Genomic DNA, 21,181 nt, shown 5'->3' on the forward strand with positions numbered 1-21,181 from the left:
GGATAGCGAATGGCCGGCCAACCGCGCCGCGCTGGAAGCGTGGCTGGATGCGGCCAACTTCGACGCCGCCGGCAAGCAACGCCGCAGTCTGGAGGAGTGCCGCCGCAGCCTGGCGGCCCGGACGCAGCAGGACGGCGTGCGGCTGGCCACCCTGGCCGATCTGCCGCAGCTGGCAGCGCTGTTCGACGGCTATCGCCAGTTCTATGGCCAGCATGACGATACGGCCACCTCGCAGGACTTTATCCGCCAGCGGCTGCTGCAGGGCGACTCCACTATTCTGGTGTACCAGCAGGGCGGCGAGCTGCTGGGCTTTACCCAGCTGTATCCGCTGTTTACCTCGGTGGCGGCGGCGCCGGGCTGTCTGCTCAACGACCTGTTTGTGGCGCCGGCGGCGCGGCGTGGCGGGGTTGGCCGCAAGCTGCTGGCGGCGGCGGGCGAGCTGGCGCAGGCACGCGGGCTGGCGCGGCTGGAGCTGGCCACCGCCATCGACAATCTGGCCGCGCAGGCACTGTACGAGCGCATGGGCTGGCAGCGCGAAACCCGCTTCTACCGCTACCGGCTGCCGCTGCCGCAGCGATAAGCGCACACCATATGGCGGCGTCGGAGTAAAATGTCCGGTTTTACAAGGCAGTATCGACGTCAGCCGTATGAAATCACATCCCCGCAATGCCCGTATCAAGGGCGACCCGTTTGTTCCCAGCCGTTTTGTCTTCGGTGATGCCGTGGAGGAGCAGGGGCTGGAGCCGTACGAGTATGTGATCCATACCGAAGCCCCGACTTTCGTCTGCCGCCTGGTGGGCATGGATCAGACGCCGTTCGACGGCCGCGACAAGGAAGGTTTTGCCAGCGCGGTGCTGTACGACGAGCGCGACAACCTCACCCACTACGTCACCAACACCGGCTTCCGCCTGTTCGACTTCAATTTCTGGGGCGACATCCCCACCGCCGCCGAACTGCATAAGATCTGCGACGAGGCGATGCAGGTGTATCTGCGGCTGCAGAAAGCCTACGCCGAGCGCGAGGTGGCACCCAAGGAGCGCGATTTCCGCGTGGTGCCGACCGAGCCGCTGCCGCCGGCCGAGCGCCAGCGCCGCATCCGCGAGCTGGCCGACGCCGCGGCCGGTGCCCCGGCCAACCCGCTGAAGAAAATGCAGCTGCCGGCGCTGATCCAGCAGGCGCTGCTGGGCGGCGACCAGGCGGTGTTCACCGAGGCGCAGCTGGCGCTGCAGAGCCAACCGGAGGCACGCGAGCTGCTGCTGGGCATGGCGCGTGACAACATTGCGCTGCCGGAAGTGATGCGGCCGGACGGCACCGTGGTGTCGTACGAACTGTGGGCGATGCCGCTGATTTTCTCGCGCGCGCACGGCGGCTTCTGGTGGCATTTCCCGCTACTGGAACGGGTGGAACCGGCGCTGTCCGAGGCGCTGGGCCTGCCCGACAACACCGTGCTGTGGCTGTCGCCGACCATTTTCAGCTCCGACATGCTGATCGAGCGTTCCTGCCAGTCGCTGGTACACCTGGCGGCGGTGATGGATGCCGGTTGCGATATGGCGCCGCAGGAAGTGGACGCCGCGCGTGCCACCTATCAGGCCGCCAGCAAGACCCATGAGCCGCAGCTGATCCTGTGCTGGCTGCCGTTTATCGTCGAGCGCGGCAAGCTGGAGATGGAGCGCGTGCGCAGCCATGCGCGCAAGGCGCTGGATGCCGCCATGCCGCTGGTGCAGCAGGCACTGGCCAGCGAAATGATGTTCGGCGAGGCCGAGCTGTTCTCGCCGTTGCCGTGGTGGGAGGCGCTGGCCGCCGGCGTGCATGCCTACAACCGCAAGCGGCTGGGGCTGACCGTGGCGGTAGCCGTGGGCGTCAACGGCAAGCCGGACGGGCTGGAAGCGGTGGCCGAGTACCTGCCGGAACATCAGGCTTATGACGTACAATTACTGGCGCAGGAGAGTGGCAAGCTGCTGGGCCGCACGCCGTGGCTGCTGGTGCCGGATCTGGCGCCCAGCCGCATCCAGGCCTGGCACGATCTGTCGGAGTGCCTGAAGGGCGCCGACATCACCCTGCGCGAGCAGGCGCCGCGTTTTCACTGAGCCGGTGGCCGTCGTCGCGGCGGGGCGCAAGTCGCCCCGCTTGCGCTGAAACCGTCCGCTTGTCGTCACCGATAAGGATTCTCCGTGTTGCAAACTCTCTGGCCAGGGTCGCTGCAGGCACGCCTGGCTTTGTTTTGTGCGCTGGCCATTCTGCTGGTCTCGCTGCTGCTGTGCGGCACGGCCTACCAGCAGGATCGCGCACGGCTGCGTGAACAGCAGCTGCATTACACCGAGGAAATCGTCAGCCGGCTGGCGGACGATATCGACGAGCGGGTGCGCAGCCGGCAGGTGTTGCTGGAACAGGCGGCGGCCAGCCTGCAACCATCCATCGATGACATCCGCCTGAATGGCGCCGTGATCCTGCGCCAGTTCCACTATCTGAAAGGCAGTTTCGGCAGCGTGGTGCTGTATGACGCCGACGGCCGCATCGTGGCCGATTATCCCGCCCTGCCCGGGCGGGTCGGCTTGCAGCTTGGCGACCGCGCCTATTTCCGCCAGACCCGCGAGCAACTGCGCGGCAGCGTGTCGGAGCCGGTGCGCACCCGCGGCCTCCTGCACCGCGACGTGGTGGTGTTTTCCGCGCCGATTCTCGACGGTCACGGTCAGTTCGCCGGCATGCTGGGGGGTAGTCTGGAGCTGTCCGCGCCGGAGTTCTTTGGCGAGCTGCGCAGTATGGCGATCGGCAACAGTGGCTATATCACGCTGACCAGCCGCAAGTCGCGGCTGGTCCTGCTGGACCCGGACCGCTCGCGCCTCCTCAAACCGGTCACCGGCGGCAACGCGGCGACGCTGGCGCGCGCGCTGTCAGGCTGGAACGGCAGCGAGTTACCGACCGGCAGCGGTGACGGTGCGCTGCGGGTGTACCGCAATCTGCACAATGCCGACTGGTTGCTGACCGGCGTCTACCCGCAGCAGGAAGCCTTTGCGCCGCTGGCCGAGCTGGACAATGACTATCTGCTGCTGCTGTTGCTGGCGCTGCTTTCCGCCATACCGCTGGCGTGGTGGGGGACGCGCCGCCTGTTGCGGCCGTTGGCCGCATTGCAGCGCAAGGTGCGGGCGCTGCCGGACGGCAGGGGCGAAGCCATCCTGGTGGAAGGCTGTTACGAGTTGCAGGCACTGGCGGAAACCGTGGCGCGGATTTTCCGCGAGCGGCAGCAGATTGCCGATACCCTGGCGACCCGCGAGGCGATGTTCTCGGCGCTTAACGATACCTCGCCACTGGGCGTGTTTGTCTGCGATGCCGACGGCGTGCTCAGTTACGGCAACAAGGCGGCCTTGGCGCTGGCCGGCATGGAGCGCGGCTCGGCGTACTGGTTCGGCCGCAGCTGGCTGGAGGCGGTGCATAGCAGCTGTTACCAGCCGTTGGCCGCGGCCTGGGCGCAGTGGAGCCGCGCACCGGTCGGCGAGTTCCGCCAGCAGATCCGTCTCAATCATGTGCAGCACCAGCCGCTGCTGGTGACCTTGCGCTGCAGCCGCATGGCGGGCGCTGGTCCGGTGCGTTTCCTGGCGGTGCTGGAAGACATCAGCGAAAACGAGGAAAACCGCAGCGCCCTGCAGGGGGAGCGCCAGCGGCTGCAGGCGCTGCTGCAGTCGGTCGGCGATGCGGTGATCCTGGCCAACCAGCACGATGAAGTGCTGCAGATGAATGCCAGCGCCAGCGAGCTGCTGGGGGTCAAGCTGGAGCAGGCGCATGGCCGCAACGTGGGGCTGTTCGTGTCGCTGAGCCTGCCGGAGCGCGACCAGCCGGTCACGCTGGCGCAGCTGGCCGACAAGTATCATGGCCAGACCGTGGCGCTGAATCTGCTGGGGCGCGATATGCGCCAGCTGCCGGTGCTGTGCTGCCTGTCGGTGGTGGAGTCCGCCGGCAGCATGCAGGGCTACCGGGTCTGTGTGCTGCGCGACGACAGTGCCCGCCGCCGCAGCGAATCGCAACGGGTGGAGTCGGAGCGCGACGGTCTGACCGGAACCTTCAACCGCCGCGGCATGCTCGCGCTGCTGGGCGCACTGATTGCCGACGACAATGCGCGGCAACAGCCGCACTGCGTGGCGCAGCTGGATCTGGATCATTTCCGCCAGTTCAACGACAAGGGCGGGCCGCAGGCCGGTGACCGCCTGCTGCAGGAAGTGGCGCGTATCCTGTTGCGCCGGTTGCGTACCAGCGACTGCGTCGCGCGGCTGGATGGCGACCGCTTCGGCTTGCTGCTGTACCGCTGCAGCAGTGATACCGCCGAGCGCATTCTCAACGATATCCGTCACGAGGTCAGCCAGCTGCGGCCGGATGGGGTAGACAGTCGCCAGCCGCTGACCGCCAGTGTCGGCCTGACCACGCTGCAGGCCGGCGACCGTCTGGCGCAGGAAGTGCTGCAGCGCGCCGAGCGCCGCTGCCAGCGCGCCAAGCATCTGGGGCGTGACCAGCTGGCGAGCAGCGACCTCTAGCGCTATCTGGCATCTGTCAAAATAAAACCGCCACTATCGAGAGATAGCGGCGGTTTTGCCGTTATGGGGTAGCCGGATTACCCCTGTTGTACCCCGGCCACCAACCTGTCTGTCACGGCTTTGCGTTTGCCCACGATCGATTGATCGCGGACAAGCCCTTATTTATCGATGCCACCCAGCAGCACGTACTTGATTTCCAGGTAGTCCTCGATGCCGTACTTAGAGCCTTCGCGGCCGAGGCCGGATTGCTTCACGCCACCGAACGGTGCGGCTTCGTTGGACAGGATGCCGCTGTTCACCGCCACCATGCCGTACTCCAGGCCTTCGGACACGCGGAAGATGCGGCCGATGTCGCGGGCGTAGAAGTAGGAAGCCAGGCCGAACTCGGTGTCGTTGGCCATCTGGATCGCTTCTTCTTCGGTCTTGAAGCGGAACAGCGGGGCCAGCGGGCCGAAGGTTTCTTCCTTCGCCACCTTCATTTCCGGGGTCACGCCGGTGATCACGGTCGGCTCGAAGAAGCTGTAGCCCAGTTCGTGGCGCTTGCCGCCGGTCACCAGGTTGCCGCCCTTGGCCAGTGCGTCGGCGATGTGCTCTTCCACCTTGGCGACTGCGTTCTCGTCGATCATCGGGCCCTGGGTCACGCCGGCTTCCAGGCCATTACCCACTTTCAACTTGGCTACCGCGGCGGCGAATTTCTCGGCGAAGGCATCGTAGACACCGTCCTGTACCAGCAGGCGGTTGGCGCAGACGCAGGTCTGGCCGGCATTGCGGTACTTGGAGATCATCGCGCCTTCCACGGCGGCGTCCAGGTCGGCATCGTCGAACACGATGAACGGTGCGTTACCGCCCAGTTCCATCGACACCTTCTTCACGGTTTCGGCGCACTGGCTGATCAGCTTGCGGCCAACCTCGGTGGAGCCGGTGAAGGAGAATTTCTTCACGGTGTCGCTACCGGTCAGCACGCCGCCGATTTCGGTGGATCCGCCGGTCAGTACCGAGAACACGCCCGCCGGAATGCCGGCACGCTCGGCCAGCACGGCAATCGCCAGCGCCGACAGCGGGGTCTGGCTGGCCGGGCGCACCACCATCGGGCAGCCGGCAGCCATGGCCGGGGCGGCCTTGCGGGTGATCATCGCGTTGGGGAAGTTCCACGGCGTGATCGCGGCGGTAACGCCGATCGGCTCCTTGGTCACCAGGATGCGCTTGTCGGCACCGGTGGACGGAATGGTGTCGCCGTAGATGCGCTTGGCTTCTTCGGCATACCACTCGATGTAGCTGGCACCGTAGGCGATTTCGCCTTTGGCTTCGGCCAGCGGCTTGCCCTGTTCGGCGGTCAGGATCACCGCCAGGTCATCCTGGTTCGCCATCATCAGATCGAACCACTTGCGCAGCAGAGCGGCGCGTTCCTTGGCGGATTTCTTTTTCCAGCTCTTGAAGGCTTCGGCGGCGCCGGCGACAGCGCGCTCGGCTTCGGCACGGCCCATTTTCGGCACGTGGGCGATGGTTTCGCCGGTCGCCGGGTTGGTCACGGCGATGGTTTCGCCGCTATCGGCATTCTGCCATTCGCCGTTGATGTAGCACTGCTGGCGCAGCAGGGAAGGATCTTTCAGGTTCAGCATGGCGTTGTGTCCTTGTTATGCAATGCGGCCAACGTTGCGTGGTGCAAGGTTGGCCGCAGGTCAGTTCAGTTCCGGCGATCAGGCCTTGATGGCGGCAACCAGCTTCTGCAGCGCTTCTTCGAAGATGGCGTCTTCGATGGTCAGCGGGAACAGGAAGCGGACAACGTTACCGTAGACACCGCAAGTCAGCAGGATCAGGCCGGATTCCAGCGCCTTGGTCTGCACTTTCTTGGTGAAGTCGGCATCGGCTTCGTGGCTGCCGGCCTTGTTGAATTCCACGGCGATCATGGCGCCCAGGCCGCGCACTTCGGCGATCTGCGGTACTTCGGCTTTCAGACCGTTGATGGTTTCCTTCAGCTGGGTGCCCAGCTTGTTGGCGCGTTCCAGCAGTTTTTCTTCCTGGATGGCCTGGATTACCGCCTTGGAGGCCGCCAGTGCCAGCGGGCTGCCGGCGTAGGTGCCGCCCAGGCCGCCCGGTGCCGGTGCGTCCATGTATTCGGCCTTGCCGACCACGGCGGAGATCGGGAAACCGCCGGCCATGGATTTGGCCATGGTCATCAGGTCCGGTGCCACGTCGTAGTGTTCCATGGCGAAGAACTTGCCGGTACGGGCAAAGCCGGCCTGCACTTCGTCGGCGATCATCAGGATGCCGTGCTTGTCGCACAGGGCGCGTACGGCGCGTACCCATTCAGCCGGTGCAGCGTAGAAACCGCCTTCGCCCTGAACCGGTTCGAAGATGATGGCGGCCACGCGGGTGGCTTCGATGTCGTACTTGAACAGGTGCTCGATGCTGGCGATGGAGTCTTCAACCGACACGCCGTGCAGCGGGTTCGGGAACAGCGCGTGGTACACGTCGGACGGGAACGGGCCGAAACCGATCTTGTACGGGGCTACCTTGCCGGTCAGTGCCATGCCCATCAGGGTACGGCCGTGGAAGCCGCCACCGAAGGCGATGATGCCCGGACGGCCGGTAGCGGCGCGGGCGATTTTCACGGCATTCTCCACGGCTTCGGCGCCGGTGGTGTAGAACGCGGTTTTCTTGGCGTAGTTGCCCGGAGTCAGCTGGTTCAGCTTCTCGGCAACTTCGATATACAGTTCGTACGGCACAACCTGGTAGCAGGTGTGGCTGAATTTGTTCAGTTGCTCGGCAACGGCGGCTTGTACCTTGTCATGCAGGTGACCGGTGTTCAGCACGCCGATACCACCGGCAAAGTCGATGTAACGCTTGCCTTCGGTGTCCCAGATCTCGGCATTCTTCGCGCGCTCGGCGAAGAAGGAACACATTACGCCAACCCCGCGCGGGGTAGCGTTGGCTTTACGTTGCATCAGTTCTTGCGGGCTCATTGAATCTCTCCTTGTAGACGACGGTTCCGGCGGTCGCCGGACGGGGGGCCGGCGTGGCTAGAGCATGGGGTTTATTCTAGTCTCGTGTTTAGCAAAAAGCCACATGCGATTGATAAATTAAACACCTGTCCTGCCGTAAGTGTTGTTTGTTCCGCCTTGCGGTTTTTTGTCCCGCCTAATGGCCGGATTGCCAAGTAAAAACGCTACGGCCAACCTTGGCAAGGTGGCGGTAGCGTTTTGGCGAAATTAAAGTCCGGCCGTCGCCGGCAGGGCATCAGAAGAAGCGGTTGACGGTGGCTACCGCCTGGTCGTCCAGCTCGCCGGCGGCCAGTGCCAGCGCGAGGCGGGCATACAAAAGGTTGTAGCGCGCCGAAGCCAGCGCGCGTACCGCATCCTGATAGCTGCTTTCGGCATTCAGCAGGTCGAGGTTGGTGCGCACGCCGACTTCCCGCCCGAGGCGGGTGGCGTCCAGTTTGCTCTTGGCGGAAACCAGCAGCTGTTCCTGCGCCTTGACCTGCGCGGCACCGTTGCTGACCCCCAGCCAGGCACTGCGCACTGCCAGCGCGGTATCGCGGCGGGCGACCTCCACGTCGTCACGGGCCTTTTCCAGGTTGGCCGCCGCGGCGCGCACTTGCGAGTTGATGCCGCCGCCGGCGTACAGCGGCAGGCTCAGGTTCAGCCCCAGGGTGTTGCCGGCGGTGTTGCCGCGGCCGGAAGCCACGCTGGTCGGCTCGGTAGTGTGGCTGTTGCTGTAACCGGCGGTGAGCGCCACGGTCGGCAGATGCTTGCCGCGCGCGGCGGTAAGGCTTTCTTCGGCCAGTTGCAGCTGCTGCCGCGCACTCTTGATGCTGAGGCTGCCGGCCTCGGCGCGGTTAAGCCATTCCGGCAGGCTGCCGCTGTCGTGTTCCAGCTCGACACTGCCGCGCAGGTGGTTGATCTTCTCCGCGTCCAGGCCGGTGAGGTTGGTCAGGGTATTGCGCTTGATCTCCAGATCGCTGACCGCGGCGATTTCGCTGGCCTGCGCCGCGTCGTAGCCGGCCTGGGCTTCATGGGTGTCGGTAATGGTGGCGGTACCGACTTCAAAGGCCTTTTTCGCTTGTGCCAGTTGCCGCTCGTAGGCTTTCTTGGTGGCGCGGGTGACGCTCAGCACGTCTTCGGCCAGCAACACGTTGAAGTAGGCCTTGGCGACATCGGCAACCAGTTGCTGGCTGCTGGCGGCAAACTGCACGCCGGCCAGCTCGCTGCTGATCTGGCCTTGTTTGTAGCCGGTGTAGCTGGCGACATCGAACAGTGGCTGGCTCAGCTGCACGCCGACCGAGCGGGTGTTGTACGGGTCGGCATCCGGCTTCATGGCATCGGTACGGGTGATGCCGGCGGAGAGGCCGACGGTGGGCAGCAGCAGGGCGCGGCCCTGTACCGCTTTTTCCTGGCCGGCCAGCAGGGTCTGCCGCGCTCCGGCGTAGCTGGCATCGTAGTCGCGGGCGGCCTTTACCGCCGCGGCGAGGTCGAAGGCTGCGGCGGGCAGGCTGCCGCACAGGGCCAGTACGCCGGCCAGAATCAGCTGGGTTTGCGCTTTCATTCGGAATACCTGTCAATCCTGAAACGGGCTGAAAGCCAGACCATAACGCATAGTCGGCCGGCTTTCAGCATCAAGTTTATTAAGAGTCGCTAAGCGTGCTGCCGCCCTGTGCGCGCTTGACCTTGAACCAGGCAGCATACAGCGCCGGCAGGAACAGCAGCGTCAGCACGGTGGCGATCAGCAGGCCGCCCATGATGGCCACCGCCATCGGTCCCCAGAAGGTGCTGCGCGTCAGCGGAATCATCGCCAGGATGGCGGCCAGCGCGGTGAGCATGATCGGGCGGAAGCGGCGCACGGTGGAGCCGACCACCGCCTCGAAGCGGTCGATGCCTTCGGCGATGTCGCTTTCGATCTGGTCGACCAGAATCACCGAGTTGCGCATGATCATCCCCGCCAGCGCGATTACCCCCAGCATGGCGACGAAGCCGAACGGCGCGCCGAACAGGATCAGCGTCAGGGTGACGCCGATCATGCCCAAGGGCGCGGTCAGCACCACCAGCAGGCTGCGCTGGAAACTTTTGAGCTGCAGCATCAGCAGGGTGAACACGATCACCAGCATCAGCGGTTGTACCTTGGCGATGGCGCCCTGCGAATTCTGGCTGGCTTCCAGCGAGCCGCCCAGTTCGATGTGGTAGCCCAGCGGCAGGGTTTTCTCCAGCGCCTGCATCTGCGGCCACAGCGCCAGCGAGATGTCGGAAGCCTGCACCCCGTCGGCGGCATCGGCACGTACCGAGATGGTCGGCAGCCGGTTGCGGCGCCAGATGATGCTTTCTTCCGGCGCGTAGCGGATGTGGCCGATCTGCGCCACCGGCACGTACTTGCCGCTGGCGGTCTGGATCATCAGGCTGCCCAGCGCCGCCACATTGTTGCGCTCGTCATTGGACAGTCGCGCCACCACCGCGATGGCCTTGTCGCCTTCGCGCCACTCGGTGACGGTGCTGCCGGTCAGCAGCAGCTGCAGCTGGCGTGCCAGCCCCTGGCTGCTGATGCCCAGCGCGCGCGCCTTGTCCTGGTCGATGTCCACGCGCAGCGCCTTCACCTGCTCGCCCCAGTCGTTGTTGACATGGCGAGCGGCCGGATGGGCGCGTACCAGCGTTTCTACCCTGGCGGCAATGGCGCGTACCTGGTCATGATCCGGCCCCATGACGCGGAACTGCACCGCGTAGCCGACCGGCGGACCGTTTTCCAGCCGGGTAATGCGGCCGCGCACCAGCGGGAAGTCGCTACTGAACAGCTGCTCCAGTTTCTGCTTCACCGTTTCGCGCACGTGCTCGTCGCGGGTCATCACCATCAACTGCGCGTAGTTGAGGTGCTGTTGTTGCTGGTCCAGCGGCAGATAGAAACGCGGGCTGCCGCCACCGACGTAGCTGGTAACGCTGACAATGTTGTCGTCGCCCTTGAGGCGGCCTTCCAGCCTGGCCACTTCGCGCTGGGTGGCGGCATAGTCGGCGCCTTGCGGCAGCCACATGTCCACCAGCAGCTCCGGCCGGTTGGAGGCGGGGAAGAACTGCTGCTGAACGAACAGCTTGAACGCCACCATCGACAGCAGGAATGCGGCCAACGTTAGCGTGATCACCATCTTGCGGTGGTCGAGACACCATTCCACCGTGCGGCGGAAGCGTAGGTAGAACGGCTTCTGGTACACGTCATCGTGTTCGTGACCGGCCATGCTGGCCGGCAGCAGGTGGTAGCCCAGATAGGGGGTGAACACCACCGCCACGATCCACGACAGCAGCAGCGCCAGCGACACCACCGCGAACAGGCTGAACACGTACTCGCCGGCGTTGGACTTGGCCAGCCCCACCGGCAGGAACGTGGCGGCGGTGATCAGCGTGCCGGTCAGCATCGGGAAGGCGGTGCTGGTGTAGGCATAGGTGGCGGCCTGGAACTTGTTCCAGCCCTGTTCCAGCTTCAGCGCCATCATTTCCACCGCGATGATGGCATCGTCCACCAGCAGGCCCAGCGCGATGATCAGCGAGCCCAGCGAGATGCGCTGCAGGTCGATATTGAAGAAGTACATGGCGAGGAAGGTCATCGCCAGCACCAGCGGAATCGACAGTGCCACCACGATGCCGGTACGCATGCCGAGGCTGAAGAAGCTGACCGCCAGCACGATCACCACCGCTTCCACCAGCGAGTGCATGAATTCGCTGACCGCGTTCTTCACCACCTTGGGCTGGTCGGATACCGCATGCACCTCGACGCCGACCGGCAGCTTGGCGCGGACGCGGGCCATGACCTGTTCCAGATTCTGCCCCAGTTTCAGCACGTCGCCGCCGGCCTTCATGCTGACGGCGAGGCCAAGCGCCGGCTGGCCGTCAAAGCGCATGCCGAAGCTGGGTGGATTGGCAAACCCGCGCTCCACGCGGGCGACGTCGCCGAGGCGGAAGTTCTTGCCATTGGCGGACAGCGGAGTGTCGGCGATGGCTTGCAGCGAGTGGTAGCTGCCGCTGACCCGCACCCAGATGCGCTCGTCCGGGGTGTCGTACTTGCCGGCCGGGGTCATGGCATTCTGTGCGGCCAACGTGCTCCACAGGCTGCTGGCATCCAGCTGCATCGCCGCCAGGCGGGCGCTATCCAGCGTCACGTAGATGCGTTCTTCCTGCTCGCCGATGATGTCCACCTTGCCGACATCCGGCACGCGCAGCACTTCCATCTTGGCCTGCTCGACGTATTGGCGCAGATCCTCGTAGCTGAAGCCGTCACCGGTAAAGGCGTACAGGTTGCCGAAGGTGTCGCCGAATTCGTCGTTGAAGTACGGCCCCTGCACGCCGGCGGGCAGGGTGTACTGCATATCGCTGATCTTCTTGCGCACCGTGTACCACAGCTGCTGCACGTTCTTCGGCGGTACTTCCTCGCGTATCGACAGGATCAGCACCGCTTCGCCCGGCTTGGTGTAGCTCTTTACGTAGTCGAGCTCGCCCATTTCCTGCAGCTTCTTTTCGATCTTGTCGGTGACTTGCTGCTCGGTTTCCTGCGCGCTGGCACCCGGCCACAGCACTTTCACCATCATCGCCTTGAAGGTGAATTCCGGGTCTTCCTTCTGTCCCAGCTGGGTATAGGACAGCAGGCCGGCCACCATCAGCACCACCATCAGGTAGCGCACCAGCGAGCTGTTGCGCAGCGACCATTCCGACAGGTTGAGTTTCTTCATCGCGCGGTCCTTACTGCGGCAACAGGGTGACGTGCTGGCCGTCGTGCAGCAGGTGGACACCGGCGGTGACCACTTTCTCGCCGGCGGCCAGACCGCGGGTAATGGCGATGCTGCTGCCATCGGTGCTGCCTACCTCTACCGTCTTGCGGCCAACCTGCAATTGCGGCGAGATCACCCAGACGTAGTGCTTGCCGGCGGTGTCGAGCAGGGCGCTCAGCGGCAGGCGCATTTGCGGTTGCTGCTGGCCGGCAAGACGCGCGGTGATGCTGGCGGTCATGCCCAGGCGCACGTTGTCGTCGGCGCCCGGCAGGGACAGGCGGGCGGCATAGGTGCGGGTGGCACTGTCGGCATCGCCGGCCAGTTCGCGCAGTCTGGCATCCAGCTCGCGGCCATCGGCCCACAGTTTCACCTTGAAACCGCTGGCCGAGCGTACCGCGGCCACGGCGTTTTCTGGCACCTGGAAGGCGACTTCACGCTCGCCGCTGGCGGCGAGGCGGGCGACGGTCTGTCCGGCGGCCACCACCATGCCCGGCTCGGCGCTGATGCTGGCGATGACGCCATCGGCATCGGCGGTCAGCGCGGTGTAAGCGTCCTGGTTGCGACTGGCGGACAGGGCCGCCTCCGCCTGCTGCAGGCTGGCGCGGGCGGCATCAACCGCGGTCTGCTGGCGCTCGACCTGTGCCGCACTGATGAAGTTCTGCGTCAGCAACTCGCGATAGCGTTTCAGGTCGGCCTGCTGCTGGGCCAGATCGGCGCGGGCGGCGGCCAGCGTCGCCTGCTTGGCGGCGGTGTCCAGCCGGTAATCGCTGGCATCCAGCAGCGCCAGTACCTGGCCTTTCTTCACCTGGTCGCCGGCATTGACCCGCTTGGCGATGACTTTGCCGGCGATACGGAAGGCGAGCTGGCTTTCCTGGCGGGCGCGGATTTCGCCGCTGAACTGTTTGCTGTCGCTGGCGGCGTTGCTGCCGGCAATCACATAGCGTACCGGGCGGATTTCCTCTACCGCGGTTACTTCCTGTTTGCAGCCGGCCAGGCTCAGGAGGGCCAGGCCTGCCAGTGCCAGCTGGCGAGTCGGGGAGATCATGTGGGTGTCCTCGTGAAACGTATTTTTCTTGCGGCGCGGCCGCTCAGCGGGCTTTCAGCCCGTTCAGCATCAGGTCCAGCGCGATTTCCAGGTAATCCAGCGGCGGCAGGCTGCGGTGCTTGCTGTCGGCGATGACGCGACCCAGCGAGCATTGCCAGGTCATGCTCAGCAGCATCGGCGCCACCAGGGTGTCCACCACGGCGTGGGGGTTCATATCGCGGAATTCGCCGCTGGCCACGCCCCGCTGCAACACGCGCAGCAGCATGTTGTGGCTGGGCTCGATGACTTCGTGGTGGTAGAAGCGGGCGAGGTCGGGAAAGTTGGTGGCTTCGGCGAACATCAGCTTGCAGATGCCGGCCAATGGCGATTCGCCGACTTCCTGCCACCAGCGGCGCATCATCAGCCGCAGCAGCTCGGCACTGCTGCCGTCGAACTGCTCCGCCAGCTCGGCAAAGCCGGCCAGCCGGGTGACCAGGTTTTCACGCACCACCGCTTTGAAGATGTCTTCCTTGTTCTCGAAGTACAGGTAGGGCGTGCCCTTGGTGACGCCGGCCGCTTTGGCGATGTCTTCCATCTTGGTGGCCTTGAAGCCCTTGTCGACAAACAGCTGCAGCGCGGCGTCGAGAATCTCGGCCGGGCGCACTTCCTTGCGGCGGCGCCAGCGGGCTATCGGGCATTTCGGTTCCTGACTCATTTTGCATCTCTGAATGGTGGTTCAGTAATCGCGGCACTTTAGGGTATCTGCTCGAATGCTGGCAATTAATAAATCAATATTCACTAAACTGCTTGGGTAGAATGCAACACTTGATGTTGGCCGCGCCCGCGCGGCCCCTTTTGTTCCGTACTGGAGAATGCGACGTGAGCGTAGCCCCCCTCGACAAGGCCGCCATTCTGGCCGAAGCACTGCCCTATATCCGTTCCTTCAATGGCAAGACCATCGTGGTCAAGTACGGCGGCAACGCCATGACCGACGACAAGCTGAAAGAAGACTTCGCCAAGGACGTGGTACTGCTGAAGCTGGTGGGTTTGAACCCGGTGGTGGTGCATGGCGGCGGCCCGCAGATCAACGAACTGCTGGAGCGGGTGGGCAAGGAAGGCCATTTCATCCAGGGTATGCGCGTGACCGACAGCGAAACCATGGACGTGGTGGAGATGGTGCTGGGCGGCCTGGTGAACAAGGAAATCGTGTCGCTGATCAACAAGCACGGCGGCAAGGCGGTGGGCATCACCGGCAAGGATGGCCACTTCATCCGCGCCAGCAAGCTGTTCCTGAAGTCTGAATCCGACGAGCAGATCGACATCGGCCAGGTGGGCGATATCGAGCACATCGACCCGAGTCTGGTGGCTTTGCTGGACAGCAATGACTTCATCCCGGTAGTGGCGCCGATCGGTGTCGGCAGCAATGGCGAGGCTTACAACATCAATGCCGACGTGGTGGCCGGCAAGCTGGCCGAGACACTGCAGGCCGAGAAGCTGGTACTGATGACCAATACCCCGGGCGTGCTGGACAAGCAGGGCAATCTGCTGACCGGGCTGACCGCGGCCAAGGTGGACGAGCTGTTTGCCGACGGCACCATTTCCGGCGGCATGCTGCCCAAGATCAGTTCAGCACTGGATGCGGCCAAGAGCGGCGTGAACTCGGTGCACATCATCGATGGCCGCGTATCGCACGCGCTGCTGCTGGAAATCCTCACCGACGCCGGCGTCGGCACCATGATCAAGGCGGGCTGATCCGCGTTACCGTCATGAGTCAGGGCCGCCAAGTGCGGCCCTTTTGCTTGTCGGCGGCAGCCTGCGATTTATCTGTTTTGACTGGTTGTTGCTGTCTATAGTGTTAAAGCCGCTGGCCGGCGTTGACCTAGTCTTGTCCTGAAGGGGGAGTGGCATGCAGACAGTGCGACAGTTATTGCAGCGCAAGAAGACTGGCCTGATCACAATCGGGCCGGACGCGACGGTGTTCCAGGCACTGCAACTCATGGCCGAACACGATATCGGCGCGGTGCTGGTAATGGATATGGGCGATGTGCTGGGGATCTTCTCGGAGCGCGATTACGCGCGGCGCATCGTGTTGCAGGGTCGCACTTCGGCCGGCACCAAGGTGCGCGACATCATGACTAGCAAGGTGGTGTACGTGACGCCGGAGCAGTCGGTGGCGCAGTGCATGGCGCTGATGACCGAAAAACGCTTCCGCCACCTGCCGGTGCTGGAGGACGACAAGGTGCTGGGCCTGCTGTCGATTGGCGATCTGGTGAGCGCCACCATCGACGAGCAACAGTTCGTCATCGAGCAGCTGGTGAATTACATCCAGGCCTGAGGCTGTGCCCAATGGCAAAGAACAAAAAAGGTTGGCCGCGGCCAACCTTTTTGCATGTGTGGGGCGTATTCAGTGGCCGGGCACCAGCTGGCGCGCCAGCTGCATCAGGGCCGGGGCGATCTGGCTGCGCATCAGTTCCGGGCTGAAGGCAAACGCCGGGCCGCTGGCATTCAGGCACAACGCCGGCATGCCGGGGGCCGGCGAGGGTAGCGCCACCCCCACCGCCATCACATCGCGCTCGAACTCGCCGAACGATTCGCTGTAGCCGCGCTGCAGGTATTGCTGGCGCGCCTGCTCCAGCCGTTCCTGCATTGCCGGCCAGTCCTTGCCGTAGCGGGCAGCCAGTTCGCCATCCAGCTGCAGCCGCTCGCTGTTGCCCAGTGCCGCATAGCAGGCGCGGCCGATGGCGGTGCTGGCCAGCGGCACCCGCGAGCCGACGGTCAGCTGCACGGACACCCGTGCCTGGCTGCGGCAGGTTTCCAGGTACACGATATCGCTGCCGTCGCGCATGCCCAGGCTGATGGAAATGGTGTTTTTCAGCGCGAACTCGCGCATCAGCGGTGCGGCGATGCGGCGGATGTCGTAGCTGCCCAGTACCGCGGAGCCCAGTGCCAGCACCGCCAGACCCAGCCGGTAGTAGCCAGTCTCTTCATCCTGCGACAGGTAGCCGAGCTTGGTCAGCGTGTAGGTCAGTCGCGACACTGTGGATTTTGGCAAGCCGGTGCGTTGCGCCAGTATCTGGTTGGACAGCGCGCTTTCGCCCGGCTGGAAGGCCGCCAGCACACGCAGGCCGCGCGCCAGCGCCACCACGAACAGGCGGTCTTTTTCTTCGTCTTCCTGCGGTAACAACGACATTGCTTACAGTCCCTTCTCAACAGAGTGGCAAGAATAGAGCAGCCCTCGCCGTGGTCCAAGAAAAAAACTTTACAGCCTTTGATCAGCTTGTTAGTCTATTTTGCATTGTAGAACTGAATTCCGCAAAGCGGAACAGTACAAAGGAGAAAACGCAATGGCCGCTACTTCCGCACGTGCACCCTTCGCCTGGGACGATGCACTTCTGCTTAACGATCAGCTCACCGACGAAGAACGTATGGTGCGCGAGACTGCTTACGCCTACTGTCAGGAGCAGCTGCTGCCGCGCGTGCTGACCGCCAACCGCGAAGAGCGCTTCGACCGCGAAATCATGAGCGAGATGGGCGAGCTGGGCCTCTTGGGTTGCACCATCGACACCCACGGTTGCGCCGGCCTGTCGCACGTGGCCTACGGCCTGATCGCCCGCGAAGTGGAGCGCGTCGACTCCGGTTACCGTTCCGCCATGTCGGTACAGTCCAGCCTGGTGATGCACCCGATCTGGGCGTACGGTACCGAGGCACAGAAAGACAAGTACCTGCCCAAGCTGGCGACCGGCGAATGGGTCGGCTGCTTCGGCCTGACCGAACCGGATGCCGGTTCCGACCCGGCCGGCATGAAGACTCGTGCCCGCAAGACCGACGGTGGCTACATCCTCAAAGGCAGCAAGATGTGGATCACCAACAGCCCGATCGCCGATGTGTTCGTGGTATGGGCCAAGGATGACGAAGGCGAGATCCGCGGCTTCGTGCTGGAAAAAGGCATGAAGGGCCTGTCGGCACCGAAGATCGAAGGCAAGTTCTCGCTGCGTGCCTCCATCACCGGCGAAATCGTGATGGATGACGTGTTCGTGCCAGAAGAAAACGCCTTCCCGGATATCCGTGGTCTGAAAGGCCCGTTCGGCTGCCTGAACAAGGCCCGCTACGGCATCGCCTGGGGTGCGATGGGTGCTGCCGAGTTCTGCTGGCACGGCGCGCGCCAGTACACCCTGGATCGCAAACAGTTCAACCGTCCGTTGGCCGCGACCCAGCTGGTGCAGCTGAAGCTGGCCAATATGCAGACCGAGATCAGCCTGGGCCTGCAGGCCGCGCTGCGCGTCGGCCGCCTGATGGACGAAGGTCGTGCCGCGCCGGAAATGATCAGCCTGATCAAGCGCAACAACTGCGGCAAGGCGCTGGACATCGCTCGCATCGCCCGCGACATGCACGGCGGTAACGGTATCAGCGACGAGTTCCACATCATCCGCCACGTGATGAACCTGGAAGCCGTCAACACTTATGAAGGCACGCACGATGTGCATGCCCTGATTCTGGGCCGGGCCCAGACCGGTATTCAGGCTTTCGCCTGATGTCATGTTCCGCCGGCGGGCTCCACCCCGGCGGGATGTTGGTTCCTGTCTGTCCTTGAGGCCCGGTGCGACCGGGCCGCTTTTTTCTGTATCCATGCCGGTGGGCTCACCCAGCGGCATGGGTATCCGGCCGTTGCGGCCAACATCGAACACATAAAGGAGTGGCGTTATGTCTGGAGCTCTGTCCGGAATCAAGGTACTGGATCTCACCCGGGTACTGGCCGGGCCGTGGACCGGCCAGCTGCTGGCCGATCTCGGCGCCGAAGTCATCAAGGTGGAGCGGCCGGGGAGTGGCGACGACACCCGACAGTGGGCGCCGCCCAGCCTGGCGGACGGCACCGCCGCCTATTACCTGGCCGCCAACCGCGGCAAGCAGTCGCTGACCGTGGACATCACCACCGCCGCCGGCCAGGACATCGTGCGCAAGTTGGCCGCACAGGCCGATGTGCTGCTGGAAAACTACAAGGTAGGCGGGCTGAAGAAATACGGTCTCGACTACGACAGCCTGCGCCAGGTTAATTCGCGGCTGGTGTATTGCTCGATTACCGGTTTTGGCCAGACCGGTCCCTATGCCGAGCTGCCGGGTTACGACTACATCGTGCAGGGGATGTCCGGCCTGATGAGCATCACCGGCCCGGCCGATGGCGAACCGCACAAGGTAGGCGTGGCAGTCACCGATTTGTTTACCGGCCTGTATGCGGCCAACGCGGTACAGGCGGCGCTGATTGCGCGCAACCGTACCGGCGAGGGGCAGTACATCGATATGGCGCTGTTCGATTGTTCGCTGGCGATGCTGGCCAACGTCAACATGAACTGGCTGATCGGCCACGAAGTGCCGCCGCGGCTGGGTAACGCCCACCCCAATATCGTGCCGTATCAGGTATTCAAGACCGCGGGCGACAGCCATTTCATCCTGGCTTGCGGTAACGACAAGCAATTCCGTGCGGTGTGCGAGGTGGTCGGCCTGCCGGTGTTGGCCGCCGACGAACGCTATGCCACCAACCCGCAACGGGTGCGCAACCGTGGCGAGCTGGTGCCGCAGTTGGCCGCCGCTTTCCTGGCGCGTACCCGTGACGAATGGCTGAAACTGCTGGATGCTGCCGGCGTACCCTGCGGCCCGATCAATACCGTGGACGAGGCGTTTGCCGACCCGCAGATCAAACACCGGCAGATGGAAATCCACCTCACCGACAGTGCCGGTCAGGATGTGCCGCTGGTGGCCTGCCCGATCAAAATGTCCGGCACCCCTCCGCGTTACGAGGTGGCGCCGCCCAAGCTGGGCGAGCATACCGACACGGTGCTGGCATCGCTGGGCTACGACAGTGCAGCGATTGCACAACTGAAAGCAGATGGCACCGTTTAAACGCTCGTTTGATTTTGACGCAATGCGGCAACCATTGCATTATTGGGCGATCAGACCCGATACGGCGCATAAGGAGTAGCGGTGGAACGCGAATACATGGAATACGACGTGGTGATCGTCGGCGGCGGCCCTTCCGGCCTGTCCACCGCGATTCGCCTCAAACAGTTGGCCGCAGAAAAAGGCCAGGAAATCAGTGTCTGCCTGCTGGAAAAAGGCTCCGAGATCGGCGCCCACATCTTGTCCGGCGCCGTGCTGGAGCCGCGCACGCTGAACGAGCTGATTCCGGACTGGAAAGAGAAGGGCGCACCGCTCAATACTCCGGCCAAGAAAGACCGCTTCCTGCTGCTGACCGAGACCGAGTCCATCCAGCTGCCGACGCCGCCGCAGATGCACAACGAGGGCAACTACATCATCAGCCTGGGCAACTTCTGTCGCTGGCTCGGCCAGCAGGCCGAAGAGTACGGTGTGGAAATCTACCCCGGCTTTGCCGCCGCCGAAGTGCTGTACCACGCCGACGGTTCGGTCAAGGGTGTGGCTACTGGTAACGTCGGTACCGGCAAGGATGGCGATGAACAAGGCGAGCCAGGCATCGAACTGTGGGCCAAACAGACCATCTTCGCCGAAGGCTGTCGTGGCTCGCTGACCAAGACGCTGTTCGAGCGCTTCAAGCTGCGCGATGGTGCCGACCCGCAAACCTACGGCATCGGCATCAAGGAACTATGGGAGGTGAAGCCGGAACTGCACGAAGCCGGCAAGATCACCCATACCGCCGGCTGGCCGATGGATCAGAAAACCTACGGCGGCTCTTTCCTTTATCACCTGGAAAATAACCAGGTGGTGGTGGGTTTCGTGGTCGGCCTGGATTATGAAAACCCGTACCTGTCGCCATATGAAGAGTTCCAGCGCTTCAAGACCCACCCTGCCATCAAGGGGGTGTTCGAAGGCGGTCGCCGCCTGTCCTACGGCGCGCGCGCGATTTCCGAAGGCGGTCTGCAGAGTATCCCCAAGCTGACCTTCCCCGGCGGTGTACTGGTGGGCGATACTGCTGGCTTCCTCAATGTGCCGAAGATCAAGGGTACCCACACCGCGATGAAGTCCGGCATGTTGGCCGCAGAGGCGGTGTTCGATGCGCTGGCCAATGCCATTGAAGGCCAGGCCATCGAAGCCGTCGCCTATACCGATAAGTTCAAGCAAAGCTGGCTGCACGACGAGCTGCACAGCGTGCGTAACATCCGCCCGGCATTCCGCTGGGGGTTGTGGCCGGCGATGATCTATTCGGCGATCGATACCTATCTGTTCCGCGGCAAGGCGCCGTGGACGCTGCGCCACAAGCATCATGACCACGAATGCCTGAAGCCGAAAGACGAGTGTGCACCGATCAACTATCCGAAGCCGGATGGCGTGCTGACCTTCGACCGTCTGTCGTCGGTGTTTATCTCCAACACCAACCATAGCGAAGACCAGCCGCCGCATCTGAAACTGAAGGATGCGTCGGTGCCGATTCGTATCAACCTGGAAAAGTACGATGCGCCAGAGCAGCGCTACTGCCCGGCCGGGGTGTACGAGATTGTCGGTCGCGAAGAGGGCGCGCCACGGTTGCAGATCAATGCGCAGAACTGCGTGCACTGCAAGACCTGTGACATCAAGGACCCGACCCAGAACATCAACTGGGTAACGCCGGAAGGTGGTGGCGGTCCGAACTATCCGAATATGTAATGACATCAGCCCGGCAAATGCCGGGCTTTTTCATGGTGATGTGACATGGGTTGGCCGCGGCCAACCTTTTTTGCTTTTCGGCTTCCTTTCGGATCAATGACTTGTCGAATTCGTGGCGGTTTTTGTGCTTCGGGGTGTTGACGGGTTTGGGTCGGGTGGGTATAGTTCGCCTCCTCTGCTGACGACGCAACGAAACGAAGTCAGCCCGCTCTTTAACAAAACGAATAACCGATAAGGGTAAGCTTTCTCTTATACCCATCTCCGAGCCCACCAGGCGGAATCCTCTAT

The 21,181-nt window shown here is 63.7% G+C and carries 16 protein-coding genes; 8 read left to right on the forward strand and 8 right to left on the reverse strand.

Annotated features, from left to right (window positions below; all coding sequences use genetic code 11):
• From HU218_RS12980 to HU218_RS12990, 3 genes are all read left to right on the forward strand, one after another.
• On the forward strand, positions 1 to 580 hold a 580-nt coding region (locus HU218_RS12980; protein WP_246211088.1), incomplete at its 5' end, for a GNAT family N-acetyltransferase.
• Positions 581 to 647: 67 nt separating this feature from the next.
• Complete coding sequence (locus HU218_RS12985; RefSeq protein ID WP_174875365.1) at positions 648 to 2,087, forward strand: hypothetical protein; 1,440 nt, start codon at positions 648 to 650, stop codon at positions 2,085 to 2,087.
• An 84-nt stretch (positions 2,088 to 2,171) separates the two neighbouring features.
• Positions 2,172 to 4,523, forward strand: a complete 2,352-nt coding sequence (locus HU218_RS12990; protein ID WP_174875366.1) for a diguanylate cyclase domain-containing protein — start codon at positions 2,172 to 2,174, stop codon at positions 4,521 to 4,523.
• Positions 4,524 to 4,681: 158 nt separating this feature from the next.
• On the opposite strand, the gene gabD is transcribed toward HU218_RS12990, so the two are convergent.
• From gabD to HU218_RS13020, 6 genes are all read right to left on the reverse strand, one after another.
• Entirely contained in the window at positions 4,682 to 6,142 is a 1,461-nt protein-coding gene (gene gabD, locus HU218_RS12995) for an NADP-dependent succinate-semialdehyde dehydrogenase (protein ID WP_174875367.1), read from the reverse strand.
• Between the two features lie 78 nt (positions 6,143 to 6,220).
• Complete coding sequence (gene gabT / locus HU218_RS13000) at positions 6,221 to 7,486, reverse strand: 4-aminobutyrate--2-oxoglutarate transaminase (RefSeq protein WP_174875368.1); 1,266 nt, start codon at positions 7,484 to 7,486, stop codon at positions 6,221 to 6,223.
• A 274-nt stretch (positions 7,487 to 7,760) separates the two neighbouring features.
• A complete protein-coding gene (locus HU218_RS13005) occupies positions 7,761 to 9,065 on the reverse strand; it encodes a TolC family outer membrane protein (protein ID WP_174875369.1) in 1,305 nt (434 codons plus the stop codon).
• A 79-nt stretch (positions 9,066 to 9,144) separates the two neighbouring features.
• Complete coding sequence (locus tag HU218_RS13010; RefSeq protein ID WP_174875370.1) at positions 9,145 to 12,219, reverse strand: efflux RND transporter permease subunit; 3,075 nt, start codon at positions 12,217 to 12,219, stop codon at positions 9,145 to 9,147.
• Positions 12,220 to 12,229: 10 nt separating this feature from the next.
• Positions 12,230 to 13,303, reverse strand: coding sequence for an efflux RND transporter periplasmic adaptor subunit (locus HU218_RS13015; protein WP_174875371.1), 1,074 nt, complete (start codon positions 13,301 to 13,303; stop codon positions 12,230 to 12,232).
• A gap of 43 nt (positions 13,304 to 13,346) precedes the next feature.
• Positions 13,347 to 13,997 carry a TetR/AcrR family transcriptional regulator gene (locus tag HU218_RS13020; RefSeq protein WP_174875372.1) on the reverse strand — a complete coding sequence of 217 codons (651 nt, stop codon included), beginning with the start codon at positions 13,995 to 13,997 and terminating at the stop codon, positions 13,347 to 13,349.
• Between the two features lie 164 nt (positions 13,998 to 14,161).
• Between HU218_RS13020 and argB the strand changes: the two genes are divergently transcribed.
• Both argB and HU218_RS13030 read left to right on the forward strand, forming a co-directional pair.
• The gene (gene argB / locus HU218_RS13025) at positions 14,162 to 15,034 is read left to right on the forward strand and encodes an acetylglutamate kinase (RefSeq protein ID WP_174875373.1); all 873 of its coding nucleotides are present in this window, start codon (positions 14,162 to 14,164) and stop codon (positions 15,032 to 15,034) included.
• Positions 15,035 to 15,188: 154 nt separating this feature from the next.
• Positions 15,189 to 15,617 (forward strand): CBS domain-containing protein, encoded by a 429-nt coding sequence (locus HU218_RS13030; RefSeq protein ID WP_174875374.1) that lies wholly within the window; start codon positions 15,189 to 15,191, stop codon positions 15,615 to 15,617.
• A 69-nt stretch (positions 15,618 to 15,686) separates the two neighbouring features.
• Here HU218_RS13030 and HU218_RS13035 read toward each other — a convergent pair whose 3' ends face one another.
• A complete protein-coding gene (locus HU218_RS13035; protein ID WP_174875375.1) occupies positions 15,687 to 16,472 on the reverse strand; it encodes an IclR family transcriptional regulator in 786 nt (261 codons plus the stop codon).
• A gap of 154 nt (positions 16,473 to 16,626) precedes the next feature.
• On the opposite strand from HU218_RS13035, the gene HU218_RS13040 reads away from it, so the two are divergent.
• The 3 genes from HU218_RS13040 (at position 16,627) to HU218_RS13050 (ending at position 20,893) form a co-directional block, all read left to right on the forward strand.
• On the forward strand, positions 16,627 to 17,814 hold the full coding sequence (locus tag HU218_RS13040; RefSeq protein ID WP_174875376.1) for an acyl-CoA dehydrogenase: 1,188 nt from the start codon (positions 16,627 to 16,629) through the stop codon (positions 17,812 to 17,814).
• A gap of 169 nt (positions 17,815 to 17,983) precedes the next feature.
• Positions 17,984 to 19,177 (forward strand): CaiB/BaiF CoA transferase family protein, encoded by a 1,194-nt coding sequence (locus HU218_RS13045; protein WP_174875377.1) that lies wholly within the window; start codon positions 17,984 to 17,986, stop codon positions 19,175 to 19,177.
• 96 nt (positions 19,178 to 19,273) lie between these two features.
• The gene (locus HU218_RS13050) at positions 19,274 to 20,893 is read left to right on the forward strand and encodes an electron transfer flavoprotein-ubiquinone oxidoreductase (protein WP_174875379.1); all 1,620 of its coding nucleotides are present in this window, start codon (positions 19,274 to 19,276) and stop codon (positions 20,891 to 20,893) included.
• Here the strand turns inward: HU218_RS13050 and HU218_RS16805 are convergent.
• The coding region (locus HU218_RS16805) for a hypothetical protein (protein WP_217450824.1) at positions 20,841 to 21,181 on the reverse strand (341 nt) is incomplete at its 5' end. The genes HU218_RS13050 and HU218_RS16805 overlap by 53 nt on opposite strands.

The organism is Vogesella oryzae, from assembly GCF_902829295.1.
In the GTDB taxonomy this organism is placed as follows: Bacteria; Pseudomonadota; Gammaproteobacteria; order Burkholderiales; family Chromobacteriaceae; genus Vogesella; species Vogesella oryzae.